Annotated in this window: 16 protein-coding genes; 1 reads left to right on the forward strand and 15 read right to left on the reverse strand. The window is 54.1% G+C overall.

Annotated features, from left to right (window positions below; genetic code table 11):
- Positions 1-12: 12 nt before the first annotated feature.
- From lpxK to EYC87_RS07615, 5 genes are all read right to left on the reverse strand, one after another.
- Positions 13-993, reverse strand: coding sequence for a tetraacyldisaccharide 4'-kinase (gene lpxK, locus EYC87_RS07595; RefSeq protein ID WP_279252345.1), 981 nt, complete (start codon positions 991-993; stop codon positions 13-15).
- Positions 993-2,834, reverse strand: a complete 1,842-nt coding sequence (gene msbA, locus EYC87_RS07600; protein ID WP_279252346.1) for a lipid A export permease/ATP-binding protein MsbA — start codon at positions 2,832-2,834, stop codon at positions 993-995. Before msbA ends, lpxK begins: the two co-directional genes overlap by 1 nt.
- The gene (locus tag EYC87_RS07605; protein WP_279252347.1) at positions 2,827-3,258 is read right to left on the reverse strand and encodes an ExbD/TolR family protein; all 432 of its coding nucleotides are present in this window, start codon (positions 3,256-3,258) and stop codon (positions 2,827-2,829) included. Before EYC87_RS07605 ends, msbA begins: the two co-directional genes overlap by 8 nt.
- The gene (locus EYC87_RS07610) at positions 3,255-3,878 is read right to left on the reverse strand and encodes a MotA/TolQ/ExbB proton channel family protein (RefSeq protein ID WP_040540252.1); all 624 of its coding nucleotides are present in this window, start codon (positions 3,876-3,878) and stop codon (positions 3,255-3,257) included. Before EYC87_RS07610 ends, EYC87_RS07605 begins: the two co-directional genes overlap by 4 nt.
- Before the next feature lie 75 nt (positions 3,879-3,953).
- The gene (locus tag EYC87_RS07615) at positions 3,954-6,368 is read right to left on the reverse strand and encodes a DNA internalization-related competence protein ComEC/Rec2 (protein ID WP_279252348.1); all 2,415 of its coding nucleotides are present in this window, start codon (positions 6,366-6,368) and stop codon (positions 3,954-3,956) included.
- A 16-nt stretch (positions 6,369-6,384) separates the two neighbouring features.
- On the opposite strand from EYC87_RS07615, the gene EYC87_RS07620 reads away from it, so the two are divergent.
- Positions 6,385-6,906, forward strand: coding sequence for a DUF2062 domain-containing protein (locus EYC87_RS07620; protein ID WP_341474987.1), 522 nt, complete (start codon positions 6,385-6,387; stop codon positions 6,904-6,906).
- Here the strand turns inward: EYC87_RS07620 and EYC87_RS07625 are convergent.
- The 10 genes from EYC87_RS07625 to EYC87_RS07670 are packed head-to-tail and all read right to left on the reverse strand — an operon-like array spanning position 6,903 to position 15,905.
- The gene (locus EYC87_RS07625; RefSeq protein WP_279252350.1) at positions 6,903-8,147 is read right to left on the reverse strand and encodes a lipoprotein-releasing ABC transporter permease subunit; all 1,245 of its coding nucleotides are present in this window, start codon (positions 8,145-8,147) and stop codon (positions 6,903-6,905) included. The genes EYC87_RS07620 and EYC87_RS07625 overlap by 4 nt on opposite strands.
- Positions 8,144-8,824, reverse strand: coding sequence for an ABC transporter ATP-binding protein (locus EYC87_RS07630; RefSeq protein ID WP_040540106.1), 681 nt, complete (start codon positions 8,822-8,824; stop codon positions 8,144-8,146). Before EYC87_RS07630 ends, EYC87_RS07625 begins: the two co-directional genes overlap by 4 nt.
- Positions 8,817-10,079, reverse strand: coding sequence for a lipoprotein-releasing ABC transporter permease subunit (locus tag EYC87_RS07635; RefSeq protein ID WP_279252351.1), 1,263 nt, complete (start codon positions 10,077-10,079; stop codon positions 8,817-8,819). The genes EYC87_RS07630 and EYC87_RS07635 overlap by 8 nt, the downstream gene beginning before the upstream one ends.
- Positions 10,080-10,094: 15 nt before the next feature.
- The gene (nqrM, locus tag EYC87_RS07640; RefSeq protein WP_279252352.1) at positions 10,095-10,331 is read right to left on the reverse strand and encodes a (Na+)-NQR maturation NqrM; all 237 of its coding nucleotides are present in this window, start codon (positions 10,329-10,331) and stop codon (positions 10,095-10,097) included.
- Positions 10,332-10,361: 30 nt separating this feature from the next.
- On the reverse strand, positions 10,362-11,432 hold the full coding sequence (locus EYC87_RS07645) for an FAD:protein FMN transferase (RefSeq protein WP_279252353.1): 1,071 nt from the start codon (positions 11,430-11,432) through the stop codon (positions 10,362-10,364).
- On the reverse strand, positions 11,432-12,655 hold the full coding sequence (gene nqrF, locus EYC87_RS07650; RefSeq protein WP_279252354.1) for an NADH:ubiquinone reductase (Na(+)-transporting) subunit F: 1,224 nt from the start codon (positions 12,653-12,655) through the stop codon (positions 11,432-11,434). The genes EYC87_RS07645 and nqrF overlap by 1 nt, the downstream gene beginning before the upstream one ends.
- Before the next feature lie 15 nt (positions 12,656-12,670).
- The gene (nqrE, locus tag EYC87_RS07655) at positions 12,671-13,279 is read right to left on the reverse strand and encodes an NADH:ubiquinone reductase (Na(+)-transporting) subunit E (RefSeq protein WP_279252355.1); all 609 of its coding nucleotides are present in this window, start codon (positions 13,277-13,279) and stop codon (positions 12,671-12,673) included.
- 1 nt (position 13,280) lies between these two features.
- The gene (locus EYC87_RS07660) at positions 13,281-13,943 is read right to left on the reverse strand and encodes an NADH:ubiquinone reductase (Na(+)-transporting) subunit D (protein ID WP_007227783.1); all 663 of its coding nucleotides are present in this window, start codon (positions 13,941-13,943) and stop codon (positions 13,281-13,283) included.
- 2 nt (positions 13,944-13,945) lie between these two features.
- The gene (locus tag EYC87_RS07665) at positions 13,946-14,719 is read right to left on the reverse strand and encodes a Na(+)-translocating NADH-quinone reductase subunit C (RefSeq protein WP_279252356.1); all 774 of its coding nucleotides are present in this window, start codon (positions 14,717-14,719) and stop codon (positions 13,946-13,948) included.
- A complete protein-coding gene (locus tag EYC87_RS07670; protein WP_007227999.1) occupies positions 14,709-15,905 on the reverse strand; it encodes an NADH:ubiquinone reductase (Na(+)-transporting) subunit B in 1,197 nt (398 codons plus the stop codon). The genes EYC87_RS07665 and EYC87_RS07670 overlap by 11 nt, the downstream gene beginning before the upstream one ends.
- Position 15,906 lies beyond the last annotated feature (1 nt).

The following is a 15,906-nucleotide window of genomic DNA, read 5'->3' on the forward strand; positions in this document are numbered from 1 at the left end:
CTTGTTAAAAAGTCAGGAACGAACCAGTTGTAACACTGCGGCCACTGCAGCCCCAGGCAACAGTGCATCTATCTGCAAATACCAGGCGTTGGGGCCAGCTAATGACTGGCATTTTACCGCGTCTTTTTCCGTCATGAGTACCAGGCTTTCATCCAAAGCAGCAAAGTCTTGTGCGGTATAGCTGTGATGGTCCGGGAATCCCCTGATCTGGTAGGTGACACCCAGACTATCCAGCGTAGAATAAAACTGCTGGGGTTGGCCAATACCCGCAAGTGCCAGGGCCAGGACGCCGCCGGAAAACTCATCCAGCGGTCGTTGTTCGCCGGTCTGCAAATTGACCCATACCTTTGGTTCGTAGCGAACGCCGTCGGCGGCAGAATCGCTCCCGCGATACAAGACTTTGTCCACGCTCAACAACCTCGATGCGGGTTCACGCAGCGGCCCCGCAGGTAAACAAAACCCATTGCCCAGCCGACGAGTTGCATCAACCACGGCAATCTCGAAGTCTCTTGCAAGCGCGTAGTGCTGTAGCCCGTCGTCGCAAATAACAAGATCCAGTTCATTGTGTCGCAGCAGTACTTGTACCGCGTTGGCCCTGTCCGAATCCACCACACAGGGAACCTGGGTTCGGCGATGGATTAGCAGCGGTTCGTCACCACTTTGTCGGGCGTCACTGGACTCACTCAATCTATGGGGGAAGTCGGCATTCGTCGCGCCGTAGCCCCGACTCACTACGCCCGGGCGCAGGCCTTTAGCCTGCAATGCCTCAACCAGGGCAATAACAACAGGAGTCTTACCGGTACCACCCACAGTGATGTTACCGACAACAACGATAGGTAATGGAGCACGATAGGACGAAATGATACCGGAGCGATAAAGCCGGCGACGCAATGCAGCGAGCAAGCGAAATAGCCACTCCAGTGGCCGCAGTAACCACAGCCACCTGTCACCCCTATACCAGGCTGCTTCCAAACCGCGGCCCTGAGCCGACATTAATCGGAGAACTCCTGATGATAAAGCTGGGCATAAATGCCCTCTCCCGCTAACAACTCTTCATGGGTACCGCTGGCCACAATTCGACCCGCGTCCATAACGATAATTCGGTCCGCCCGCTCTACGGTTGAAAGCCGATGGGCGATGATGATGGTAGTGCGATCCCGGGAGATGGTGTCCAGAGACTTTTGTATCCGGTGCTCGGACTCGTTATCGAGCGCCGAAGTGGCCTCATCCAGGACAATGACCGGTGCGTCCTTGAGAAAAGCACGAGCAATGGCAATGCGCTGGCGCTGTCCGCCGCTGAGACCGCCGCCATCATCACCCAGCATCGTATTCATGCCCTCTGGCATTTGCGCTATAAAATCTTTTGCATAAGCTGACTCCAGAGCCTGTTCCACCGCCTGCGGCCCACTTTCGGCAAGGGTTCCATAGGCAATATTGTTAAACACGGTATCGTGAAACAGGGTCACGTTCTGGGACACCAAAGCCAGCTGTTTACGCAGGCTCGCCAGGGTATAGTCCTCGATGGGCCTGCCATCGAGAAGGATTCGGCCGGAGGACGGTGAATAAAACCGAGCCAACAATTGCACTATGGTGCTCTTGCCACTGCCCGAACGCCCCACCAGAGCGATCGTTTCTCCCGCTTGAATATCCAGGCAAACGTTCTGCAGTACCCGGGTCTCACTGCCCGGGTAGGCAAAGTTCAAATCCTGAAATGAGATTTCCCCTGTTACGCGAGAGACATCCAATTCACCATGATCTAACTCCTCCTCCTGATCCAACTGCGCAAAAATATCCTCTGCCGCCGCAAGACCCCGTTGAATCACCGCCTGCACCCCGGAAAGGGAACGGATCGGCTTGCCAAGCTGTCCGGCTGCAGTGAGAAACGCCACCAGTGATCCAGCTGAAAAATCAGCCAGCAAACTTGGCTTTAAGGCAAACCATACCAATGCTGCCAGTGACAGCGCCAGCAGGGTCTGGATAACCGGTGTGCTCAGGGCATCCAGTAGCGCCAGCTTAAGGCTCTGCGCCCGGTTGTACTCACTGGCCGTAAAAAAGCGTCTGGACTGTTGCCTCTGGCCGCCAAATATTCGCACCTCGCGGTAGGCGCCAATGCTCTCGTTGGATACCTGGGTAACATCACCCATAGAGGCCTGTATTCGGCGACTGTAACGGCGAAAATGCTTGCCCACTACGCTGACTACCAGGGCGATGGCCGGGGCAACCGCCAGGAACACGAGGCACAAGCGCCAGTTGAGGTAGAGCATATAGCTTAGCAAGGCCATTACAGTAAGGCCTTCACGGACAATGATTTTCAATGCCTTGGTGACCGCGCCTGACACTTGCTCTACGTTGAAAGTGATCTTGGAAATAAGTACGCCCTGGCTGTGGCTGTCGTAGTAGGCACTGGGCGCCACCAGCATTTTGTCAAACAGCTCGCAGCGCAGAGTGTGAATCAGGTTGCGTGCGACATGATTCATAAAATAGGTGCCGACGAAAAAACCCATAGAGCGGATGAAGGCCAGTATCACCAGACTGATTGGGAATGCGATACGGGTAAACTCCAGCTTATCCATACCCTCCTCGTAGAAGAAGCGATAGGCGACACGGGAAACCAGCCCTGAGTCCGCTGCCTCTGATTTGTTGAGCGCATCCAGTAAGAACTGCATCATGTCCGCCAACAACACATTACCCAGTGAGTAAACCATGTAGCCAACCAGGCTGAGCGCGAACACCCACCAGTAAGGCAACACATAGCGGAGCAATCTGCCGTATAACTGCCAATCGCTCGCTTTGTTCGTTGCTGCGGATGTCGACTGTTTGCGAGCACTAGCCATCGGCTTGACCTTCTGTAGGTTGGCGAGTAGTGATGCTTAAGTGAACAAACCCCATCTGGCCAGCGGCATCCATCGCCCGCACCACGTCTTCGTGAGCCGCCTGGGCATCAGCAGTGATAATCATGGGCATAGTGGTATCACCAGCAGATATTTTATAAATGGCCGCTTGCAGCGTGCGCATACGCCTATCCACCAGACCCTGGCCATTCACTCTATAAGCACCACCCTCGTCTATCAGAATCTCAATTTCCTCTTCATTATTTTCTTTAAGCTGGCCCTGAGCTTCAGGCAAATCAACACTCAACTGTGTCTCGCGCGTAAATGTGGTCGACACCATAAAAAAAATCAACAACAGGAACACGACATCAATTAATGGTGTCAGATTGACGCTGACGTCATCGAGTCGTTGGCGCCTGAATTTCAAGGGCTGTCTTCCGTGTTCTCTTCGCTGTGCAAGGCATCGACCAGTTTGATCGTCTCCTGCTCAAGTTCAACCACGATAGCGTCAATCTTACCAATGAAGTAACGATGCATGGCCAAAGCGGGTATCGCTACTGTCAGTCCGGCCGCGGTGGTGATCAATGCCTCAGAAATACCGCCTGCAAGCACGCTGGCGTTACCGGTGCCCTGTGACATGATTTCCGCAAACACCCGGATCATGCCCACTACTGTGCCCAACAAGCCCAGCAGGGGCGATATCGCGGCAATCGTGCCAAGAGTATTGAGGTACCGCTCCAGGTCGTGGACCACGTGCTGGGCGGCTTCCTGAATACTTTCTTTCATCACCTCCCTACCGTGATACGCATTGCTCAAACCAGCGGCAAGGATCCGGCCCAAGGGCGAAGATTGCTTGAGCGTTTTTAATCTCGCCGCATCCATCTCGCCGCCCTTGAGTTGCTTCCACACCGTGGCCAGCAAGTGCGGCGGAGCAATTTTCTTGGGATTAAGGGTATAGAGTCGTTCGATACAAATGGCTAGCACTACGATGGAACACAGTACAATCAGTACCATTAACCACCCGCCAGCTGTCAACAATTCGAGCACAGGGACATCTCGCCAGTTCTTGTTAGAGGGCCCCATTATACGCACAGCCGCCGGAGTGACGGAACTGCGGAAAAATCACATCCACCAGGGTTTGTATCCCTGCCGGTAGCCTGTCACTAATAGCCCTCCACTGGGGTCAGTTGACACCGTAATTGCACCCTCCAGTGCCGTTTGGTAAACCATTACCTTCGAACCCTGCAGGCGACTTACGACGTCCTGATGGGGATGACCAAAGCGACTGGCATAACCTGCACCAATCACGGCGACTCGCGGAGAGACCTGATTGAGCCAGGCCTGCGAAGTGGAGGTGCGACTGCCGTGATGTCCCACCAGTAGCACGTCACTAGCGAGCTTTTTACCCCAATAGCGAATCAAGTCCTGTTCCTGCGCTACGTCAATATCGCCGGCCAGCAAGTATCGATGATCAGGCGTCTCAATCAGCAACACGCAGGAAGCGTTATTTCCCTCCTGCGCGCCTACCGGAGAAAGAATATGAAACCGCGTCTTGCCAGGCCACTGCCAAGACACACCGGCATCGCAGCGGCGACCTTGGTAATGCAACTTTTCCCCGCGCCAGACTTGTCTAATGGGCAAGGCCGCCATAATGTCGGCCGCACCGGCGCTATGATCCAGGTCGTTGTGGCTGATCATCAATGTATCTAACGCAGAAATACCCTTGTGACCGAGCCAGGGCAGCACCACGCTCTGGCTCATATTCGGTCCACTGGGATGACCACCGCCGGTATCATAAAGCAATGCTCGCTCGCCGACAGTGAACACCACGGCGGTTCCCTGCCCCACGTCCAGCACATTTAACTGCGGCTCTGGGGATGGCTGCGGGCGCGCCAAAAACAGCGGCAGAAGCATGACCACGCACAGCACGCGCAGCACTCTCCCTAACGGCAGCACAATCAAGCCAACCGCCAACAAACCAAGGCAGATGGATAACGTGGAAGCAGGCGTCGCCACGAATAAAGCCTGGTCAACCGCCAGTTTCTCGGCGAGCGGCCACAACCAATCTATCGGCAGTCCCGCCAGTTTCCAAAGCGTTGCGGCTGCACTATCGAGACCCAGCAGCGAGAAGAAGGCACCCAGCAGTGATAAAGGAACCACGCAGAGACCCACCAGCGGAATCATCAAAAAATTGGCAGGCGCTGACACCCAACTTGCACCGCCAAACCACAGTGCACCAACAGGAAACATAACCAATGCCATATACAGATGCGGCGCAAGGTAACGCCCTTTCGAGCCTGACTTCTGCCAAAGCCCCATCCACAACAGCGCTGCTACTGCAGAAAAAGATAGCCAGAAGCCGCTGCTGAGCATAACCAGTGGATTAACCAGCACCAGTAAAAATGCAGCCGTCATCAAACTGCCGGGGGCATTACTTTGGCGCCGCAACAGCCTCGCTAACATGAAACTGGCGAGCATGAGCAAGGCGCGTTGGGTCGCCACGGAAAAGCCCGCCAGGGCGGCATAAAGCGTGGCCATTGCCATCGCCGAGCATTCGGGCCAAGGCCATCGGCACGCCGACAGCCCCAAGCCTGCCGTTGCACTGGCAACTAACCGGCCCAGCATGAACGCCAGCCCCGAGACCAAAGCAATATGCAGCCCCGAAACAACCAACAAGTGATTAATGCCGTATCGCTGAAAAAGAGACCACATCTCATAGTTCAGCCCACTCTTATCGGCGACCGTCAGCGCTTTCACAACCGCTTCTGCTGCGTCTGAAAGACCCGCCTCTGCAATTTTCACTGTCAATTGTTGACGCCAGCGATGGTGCAAACTTGACCATGGCGCACCCTCACCCCGTAAACGGCCATGACCCACTTTAGCGGTACCCACTGCGTCAATCCCACCTGTGGCATACCAGGACTGCAGATTATGAGACCCAGGATTTGCAAGCCCCCAGGGGCGGCGCAGACTCACCCGGAACTCCCAACGCTGGCCCGGCTGAATATTCTGGTTCCCATAATACGAGAGCAACAGCTTGCGGGGGCCACTGCACATCACGGAGGACTGCGAATGCAGGAGGAACTCAAACCGCTGGCGCCTGCGCCCCTCAGCGATCAAGCTCACCCTGGGCAACGACACAACTTCCCCTATGACAGAGAAAGGCTGTCGATTACAAGCCTCAGGCAGCCTCGCAAGCAACAAACTGTGCCCACGCAAACTCAGCACCAGTGAAGCGCACAAGACGCCCAGAATCAGGGGTGCGCTGCGCCAACGCAGCGCACTCCAGGCTAAAACAGGCCAAAGGAGAAACAACCAATGCCCGGGCACTAACCAGGGCGAGTAGACCATTGCAAGGGTAGCCAGCAGATATCCGATCATCCATGAACGCATGTAGAGAAGCCGCCCGGTTGCGGGCATAATAACGAGGTAAGTTTGCCCCGATTCAACAGCAATAGTGAACCACGGAGGGCGAGAGACAGGGACACCAAAAGCGATCAAATAGTTAATGCCGAAGAAAACTCTAAAATCAATCACGCCCAGCGTCGAACGAATGCGGCAGATTAAATCATTGGCGGTACTGGGTGACTGGGTTTACGCCGACAATCTATGGCATATCAATCGCTATTCCGCATCGATGGCGTTCTTCGTTGGTCTTTTTGTCGCCTTCATGCCAATTCCAGGACAGATGGTTGCCGCCGCATCGCTGGCACTGCTGTTTCGCTGCAACCTGCCGCTGTCGGTGGGACTTGTGTGGATAACAAACCCGGTTACCATGCCCGCCATTTTCTACCTGGCTTACAAACTTGGAGCTATGGTTATCGATGTACCTATGCAGAAAATTAGCTTTGAACTCAGCTACCACTGGCTGACTCACAGTTTAAGCGCGATATGGCAACCATTCTTGCTGGGCTGTTTATTGTGCGGTTTGTTCTTTGGTTCTCTGGGTTACTTTGTGATCAACACGCTGTGGCGGCTGCGAGTGGCCAGAATGTTACGTGAGCGCAAACGTCGCCGAAAGCGAGCGGCAAAAATATTGAAGAAAGCTGAAGCTGCTAAAACCCGGGACAGCTAGCTACGGTCCTGATTCAGCACGGCCGCAGGAGCAAGCCCAGCAGCGCGCCGGGCGGGGTAGATGGCAGCCAACAAACACATTGCCATCGCAACGCTGCCAACGACCGCTACATCACGCCACAGTAAATCCACTGGCACAAACGACACCGGATAGACATCGGTATTGAGAAAGCGAATATCTAACACGCTTTCCAGACCCGCCACCAGGCCCGGCACCAACTGACTCAAAAGCGCGCCTAGTAGACTACCTACAATAACGCCGACCGCGCCTATCATTGCTCCCTGTAAGACAAAAATCCAGGCAATATCTCCTCCAGACGCTCCTAGTGTTCGCAGAATTGCAATATTGTCCTGCTTGTCAAACACCACCAGAACCAGGGAGGAAACTACATTAAAAGCGGCCACTGCGATAATTGAAAACAGTAAAATACTCACCAGGTCGCGAGACAATTGAATCGCTGCGTACAGGTTCCCGTGAGTCATCATCCAATTAGTCGTGTAATGGCCCACGGGCAGACTATTGACCACCTGCCAGCCAATCTTACTGACATCAAAAATATCGCTGCTCACCAGGCGCAACCCACTGACGCTGCTACCCAAACCCGCAAGTTCAGATGCGGTTTCCAGCCTTAACAAAGCGACCGCCTGATCCAGCTCCGTGCCTGTTTCCAACACTCCGGCCAGGTGCAGTGCCTCAAAACGAGTTGCTCCGGTATCGCCTGTAAGACCACCACCGGGAACGATTAAAGTCAGGGTGTCTCCCACCTGAGCATCGAGGCGTTCGGCAATACCGACACCCAACACCAGGGCGTCCTGGCGGCGGTTAAAGACGGCTCGAGCCGACTCGGGTAACGAAGCCAGCAGGGCCTCGCTGCCAGGCTTTGTAACATCAATGCCAATACCGCTGGCTGTTTCTATTTCTGTGCCCGTCATAAACAGCGCGTCAAACTGGGTGAAAGGGCTCACCTGCAACACCTGGGGGTGCATCAAAACCTCGTCGCGCCGAGTTTGCCAGTCGTCCATTGGCTGATGGGAAGACACCGTAATATGAGGTACCAGCGACAATATTCTCTCGCGCATTTCACGGTCGAAGCCATTCATCACCGAAAGCACCACAATTAACAGTGCTATTGCCAGCACAAGGCCCAGCATCGACAAAGAAGACAAAAAGGTGGACAGGTGCCCCTGCCCATGGGCAAAGGTGTATCGCAGGGCGACGCGCCTGCGCTCCGACCATTTCACGGGCGCTGTTCCAAACGACCATTGATCAGTTCCAGCGTGCGATGCATATGCGCAGCGATTGCCGGGTCATGAGTCACCACAACAAATGCAGACTGAAGCTCACCTAACTCGTCAATTAAATCGAGCACCTGTGCCGCTGACTGCGGGTCCAGGTTTCCAGTGGGCTCATCCATGAGCACACAGGCCGGCTCTGTTACCAGGGCTCTGGCTATAGCAACTCTCTGCCGCTCACCGCCGGAAAGCTGTGATGGCCGGTGCTCGAGGCGGTGCTGCATCCCCACGCGTTCCAGCATAAGCGCGGCCCGCTGCTGACTTTCGCGTCGGGACAGCCCGCCAATCAGGAGTGGCATGGCTACATTTTCCCGGGCATCAAACTCCGGCAGCAAGTGGTGAAACTGATAGACAAAACCCAGGCGCTTATTGCGAAGCTCGCACAGCCTTGCCTCGGACAGTTGGCCCAGGTTTTCACCACACAGCAATACCTCGCCATGACTGGGTTTATCCAGCCCCCCCAACAAATTCAGTAGCGTGGATTTACCTGAGCCAGAGGCTCCAACCACGGCGATCTTTTCCCCGGGGCTCAATTGCAATTGAACATTCGCCAACACTTCCACGGACCTATCACCGTCTTGGTAGGTTCGGCCCAAGGAGTCACAAAACAGAACAGGCTCACTCATAGCGGAGCACCTCGGCAGGAGCAACCCGGGCTGCACGCCAGGCTGGATAAAGTGTGGCGAACAAACTCAGCACCAGTGAAGCAGCAACCACTGCGATCACATCAGACCACAGCAAAACAGACGGGAGCTCGCTGATAAAATAAACAGAGGGGTCGAACAATTTGACGCCCATTAGGTCTTCCAAAAAAATAGTAATCGCAGAAATATTAGTGGCCAGCAGGACGCCCAGCGCCGCACCGATACTTATACCGACCGTTGCCAGGCCCAGACCATGAGACACAAAAATGGCCATGATACCGCCTGCTCTTGCACCCATGGTTCGCAATACGGCTATGTCGCCACGTTTTTCTGCAACCGACATAACCAGGGTAGAGACAATATTAAAGGCGGCCACCGCGACCACAGACAATAGCAATAAACTCACGACCAATTTTTCCATTTTAACCGCTTGAAACAGTGAGCCCTGTGTCTGGCTCCAGTCCTTCACCTTCATATTGGCCGGTATGCTGGCCGCAACCGCAAGCATAGTCTGGGGTGCTGAATAGAGGTCTACTGTTTTCAGCTGAAGACCATCTACTCCGGTCCTGGGCCCCAGCAATTTTTGGCCACTTGGTAGACTAATATAAGCTTGGTAAGTATCTGGCTGAGCGCCCACCTCAAATACGCCGGTGACGGTGAGTCGCTTGCTACGCGGAAAGACGCCCAACGGCGTGACCGTCAGTCGAGGAACAGTCACCTCCAGTTTGTCACCCACCCTCACTCGCAGAATACGCGCCATGGAGGAACCCAGGACAACAGAAAACCCCGGCTGTGCCAGGCTGTCCAGAGATCCGCTGATCATTGCCTCAGGTATTCGGGAGACCCGGGCTTCCATCGCTGGGTCTATCGCGGTCAAGACACCGCCGCGCAGGGTTCTGCCGTTAGCAAATATCACCTTGTCACTAATGTAAGGAGACACCGCCAACACTGACTCCATCGATTCGATTTTCTTGGCCAGTGGCTGCCACTCTGAAATACCACCGCTTTGGGACTCGACAAATCCGTGGGGCACCAGCGACAAAATCCTGCCCCGCAACTCGCCACCAAAACCGTTCATGACCGAAAGCACGGTGATCAGAGAAGTGACGCCCAGCACCATACCCAGCATAGAAACCAGGGCGATTACTGAAGTGAAACGATTGCGCTTACGCGAGAAACTGTAACGCAAACCGATAAAAGCTGCGTAGTTAGTGATGGCGTGTCCGCGGGCACTCAAACGAGGAAAACCCGACTACTTGTTATCGACCGAGTAATACAACCCGGGATTGCTACGACCTACTTCACCATCTCGAGTTTCTTCATCACAGCGTTTGGGATCACCGCCACAGATATCACAGGCGGTATCAATACCCAGTGCTCCCATACCACCGCAGGAACCCTTGATTGGGCCTCGGCCCATTATTACACCTACGGCCATCCCGGCGACCACCAGGCCGAAGACCAGAAAAGTAATTAAAAACATGGACATAGGGTATTCTCCGCAAGCAGCTGCTTGCTGTTATTGGACGGGCTCTTCTTCAAGAAAAGGCGCGAAGGCCTCCGTGTAACGGCTGCCGTACGACTCTCCTTCCCGCTGAATCAAATATACCGCCAAACCCTGTTCTTGCGCCACTGACCAAGCTTCATTTACACCCAACACCGTCAGTGCCGTTGCCCAGGCATCGGCGAGCATGGTACTCGGATGGACCACGGTAACTGACACCAACTCGTGAGCCACCGGGTAGCCGGTGCGCGGATCTATACTGTGAGAGTAACGTACCCCCTCTGATTCAAAGTAATTGCGGTAATCGCCCGAGGTGGCGACGCCTACATCGCCCAAACGGATAGACCGCGCTATATCAAACTGACCGGTTTCAGGTTGTTCAATAGCGACTCGCCATGCATCCCCCCTGGGGCTCAGGCCGGAAGTACGCATTTCACCACCCACCTCTACCAGAAAGTCTGCAACCCCTTGCTCGCTGAGCCAACGAGCGATTTCGTCTACCGCGTAGCCCTTGGCAATTGAGGAAAAATCGAGGTAGACATCGCCTGACTTGCTCAGGGCATAGCGCTCCTTGTTCACATGAAGATAATGCTGTCCAACCCTGCGCCCAACCTCAGCTACGGCTTCGGCAGTAGGCGGAGCATCCACCACCCCGGTCGGGCCAAAGCCCCACAGGTTGACTAACGGGCCTACGGTGACATCGTAGGCTCCATTACTTTGTCTGCCTACAGTCATCGCCGCAGAAAGCACCGTATAAAAATCTGCAGATACACTGAACCATTGGTCCAGAGGACTTTCATTAAAGCGAGAAATCTCTGAGTCGCTCCGATACGTAGACATGCTGGCATTCACTACTTGCAGGACTTCCTCTATACCCGCAAGCAGATGCTGCTGATCCAGGTTAGATTCAGCGGGTACTGCCAGGGTAACGTTCCAAACCGTGCCCATGGTGGGGCCACTCAGTTTGTGCAGCTGCGGCTGCTGACCACAACCGGCAAGCGCCACCAGTGCGAGTCCGAGCATCAAAGCCCGGATAGAAAAAAGCCACTCGTAGGAGTGGCTTGTCACTGGTCGTTTAAATTTCATTAGCCGCCGAAATCGTCGAGCATAATATTCTCAGGCTCTACACCCAGGTCTATCAGCATCTGGATTACCGCCGCGTTCATCATTGGCGGCCCACACATGTAGTATTCACAATCTTCAGGCGCGGGATGATTCTTAAGATACTCTTCGAACAATACGTTATGAATAAATCCCGTCAGGCCGTCCCAGTGATCTTCGGGCTGAGGATCAGAGAGGGCGACGTGCCAGTCAAAGTTTTCATTATCCCTGGCGAGCATGTCGTAGTCTTCAACGTAGAACATTTCCCGCAGCGAACGAGCGCCGTACCAGAAGGAAATTTTTCGATCGGAGTGAACGCGTTTGAGCTGATCAAAGAGGTGTGAACGCATGGGGGCCATGCCCGCTCCGCCGCCAATAAAGACCATTTCAGCATCAGTGTCCTTGGCGAAAAACTCACCGAAGGGACCGTAAACCTTCACTTTATCGCCAGGCTTAAGGTTGAATACCCAAGACGACATCTGGCCTGCAGGAATCCCCTCCGAGCCCGGAGGCGGCGTGGCAATGCGGATATTGAACTTCACAACGCCCTTCTCTTCCGGATAATTAGCCATGGAGTATGCGCGGATCACATCTTCTTTAACAACAGACTCGTGCTTGAAAAAGTTAAAATGTTCCCAATCGCCGCGATATTCTTCTTCGATATCAAAATCCGAGTACTTCACGTGGTGAGCTGGACACTCTAGCTGCACATAACCGCCAGCTCGAAAATCAACGTGCTCGCCTTCAGGCAGTTTCAGGGTAAGCTCTTTGATAAAGGTCGCCACATTGGGATTGGACTCAACCGTACACTCCCACTGCTTTACGCCGAACACCTCCTCCGGTACCTCAATTTTCATGTCTTGCTTAACAGCCGTCTGGCAAGACAAGCGCCAGCCTTCAGCCGCATCGCGCTTGGTAAAGTGGCCCTCTTCAGTAGGCAGCATGGAACCACCACCATCGTTAATAATGCATTTGCACTGGGCGCAAGTACCGCCGCCACCGCAAGCTGAAGGCAGAAACAAACCACTCTCGGACAGGGTCTGCAGTAACTTGCCACCGGCAGGCACGGTAATGGTTTTCTCGCCATTAATTTCAATACTCACATCGCCGGAACTCACCAGAGCCGAACGCGCGAATAAAATAATAGCCACCAGCGCGAGTACGATCGCGGTGAACATGGCCACACCAAAAATAATTGTCATATCCATTCGATTGCGCCCCGCTTAAAGATCGATGCCGCCGAAGGACATGAAGCCAAGCGACATCAGTCCAACGATGATAAAAGTAATACCCAGGCCCTTGAGGCCATCCGGCACATCGGAATACTTCAGCTTTTCGCGAATACCCGCCAGCGCGACGATAGCCAGCGCCCAGCCGACACCGGAGCCTGCACCAAACACCACGCTCTCGGCAAAATCCAGATCGCGCTCGACCATGAATAGAGTTGCACCCAAAATAGCGCAGTTCACGGTAATCAGCGGCAGAAAAACGCCCAGTGCGTTGTAAAGCGCAGGCACGAACTTATCGAGAAACATCTCCATGATTTGAACGATTGCCGCGATTACACCAATGTAAGACAGCAAACCAAGAAAGCTCAGATCCAGATCGGGTTGCCCCGCCCAGGCCAGTGCGCCGTCTGCCAACAGGTAGTTATAGATCAGGTAATTGACCGGAACGGTGATCGTCAAAACAACGATAACTGCAATACCAAGACCCAGTGCAGCGTCGATCTTTTTGGAGATCGCGAGGAAGGTGCACATGCCCAGGAAAAAAGCCAAGGCCATGTTGTCGACAAAGATAGAGCGAATAAACAGGCTCAATAACTCTTCCATGTTACACGCCCTCCTTGAGTACAGTATGTTTCGCCATCTTGAAGTCCGCTTCTTCCACCTGGTCTTTCTGGAAACTACGGAGAGCCCAGATAAACATACCAATCAGGAAGAAAGCACTCGGTGGTAGCAGCAACAATCCATTGGGGTTGTACCAGCCACCGTCAGTGACCAGCGGCAATATTTCGATGCCAAACAACTTACCGGCGCCAAATAATTCTCGAACTACCGCTACCGCAATCAGCACCACCGAGTACCCAAGGCCGTTACCGATGCCGTCGATAAAGCTGGGCAAGGGCGGGTTTTTCATGGCGAAGGCCTCTGCCCTGCCCATGACAATACAGTTGGTAATGATCAGGCCGACAAACACCGAGAGCTGTTTGCTGATGCCGTAGGCATAGGCTTTCAGCACCTGGTCCACCACAATTACCAATGAAGCGATAATAATCATCTGCACGATAATACGGATACTACCGGGCACATGCTTACGGATAAGCGATACGCCAAGGTTGGAGAAGGCAGTAACGGCAGTCAGTGCGATACACATTACCAGCGTGACCTGCAGGGAAGAGGTAACCGCCAGGGCCGAGCAGACACCCAGTATCTGCAGGGCAATGGGATTGTTTTTGAAGATTGGGCTGGTAAGCGTTTCTTTAGCAGAATCCACGATCAGGCCTCCCCGGATTTCAGATTATTGAGGAATGGCGCGAAACCGTTGTCGCCCAGCCAAAATTGCACGAGATTAGAAACGCCACGAGTGGTCAGCGTGGCTCCAGCCATGCCGTCTACCTGGTAATCAGCGCCAGCGGCCGAAGGATCAACCGTGCCTTTTACCACGGCTATTTCCAACTCGCCGTCTTTATATACCTGCTTTCCGGGCCACAGCCCTTTCCAGCGCGGGTTATCTACCTCACCGCCGAGTCCTGGGGTTTCCTTATGTTCATAGAAACCAATACCGGCAACCGTCGAGGCATCGCCCTCCAAGGCAATAAAGCCATAAAGCGTGCCCCACAAACCATAGCCTCGGATAGGCAGGATAATTTTATCCACTTCCCCCTGGGTGTCGTTCGCCACATAAACAACCGCGTAGTGCTCTCGTCGGAAGACCTTGGCGATGTCTTCGCTGGAGGACAAGGCGTCAGACTGTGCAGGGTCCTTGGCAGCCTTGCGCTCGTTGTAGCCCTCGGCGTCTACCGCGTCGCTAAACTTCCCGGTGCGCAGATCGACCACACGGGGGGTCATTTTGGCAAACTGCTCATCGATGCTGATGTTTTCGTCCAACATACCCGCGGCGGCGAGGATATTGCGTTTACGGTCCAGAGACTGGTTAGCCTGTTGGGCAGGTTTGAGCATTACCGCTGCGGTAGAAACGATAACTGAGCAAACGATACACAGAGAAAATGCAACAATCAGGGTTTTCTTGATGCTGTCATTACTGGACACGTGCAAGCCTCCGTTTAATGTTGGCCTGAACCACAAAGTTATCCATCAGCGGAGCAAACAGGTTGGCAAAAAGAATGGCCAGCATAATCCCCTCGGGAAAGGCGGGGTTGATGACTCGAATAAGCACGGTCATTAGGCCGACCAGAATACCGAACATCCATTTACCGCCATTAGTCATGGCTCCGGATACCGGGTCGGTGGCCATAAATATCATGCCGAAGGCAAATCCGCCGGTCACCAAGTGCCAGTACCAGGGCATCGCAAACGCCAGATTGGAGTCTGAACCGACCATATTAAGGAACGTGCTAAGCACCACCATCCCCAGGAACACGCCTGTGATGATGCGCCAGGATGCGATTCGACTCGCAAGCAGGATCACGCCACCGATTAAGATAGCAAGCGTTGACGTCTCACCCACACTGCCGGGAATAGCCCCCGTAAATGCGTCCATCCAAGGAATTTGAGCTTGCAACGCAGCCATGCCGTCCGATGCCACCAAGGACAGCGGCGTCGCAGCGGTGTAACCATCCACCGCTACCCATACGGTATCGCCAGACAACTGTGCCGGATAGGCAAAGTAAAGGAACGCGCGGCCGGTAAGCGCTGGGTTCAAGAAGTTTTTGCCTGTACCCCCAAACACCTCCTTACCAATGACCACACCAAAACTGATGCCAATGGCCACTTGCCAAAGCGGGATATCCGGTGGGCAAATGAGGGCAAACAGAATGGAGGTCACAAAAAAACCCTCGTTCACCTCGTGGCCCCGTTTCATGGCGAATAACACTTCCCAGAACCCGCCGACCACAAAGGTCACCGCGTATATCGGGATGAAGAACACAGCGCCATACCAGAAACAGTGCCAGAGATTACTTGCGTCGTAGCCCCCCAAGAGTTCAATCAGCCAGCCGTGCCATCCATCAACACTGGCGCCGGCGGCCATCACATCAGTAGCCTGGAAGCCAAGGTTGTACATCCCATAAAACATTGCAGGGAAGGCGGCGAACCAAACGGTGATCATGATGCGTTTGAGGTCTATGCCATCGCGAATATGCGCCGTGCTCTTGGTGACCGAGCCAGGAGAATAAAAAATGGTGTCCGCTGCTTCGTACAGCGCATACCAGCTCTGGAATCTGCCTCCTTCGGTAAAGTGGTGTTCCAGATTGTCCAGTAGTTTACGAAGTGCCACG

It is taken from the genome of Candidatus Seongchinamella marina (assembly GCF_026262685.1).
Lineage (GTDB): Bacteria > Pseudomonadota > Gammaproteobacteria > Pseudomonadales > Halieaceae > Halioglobus > Halioglobus marinus.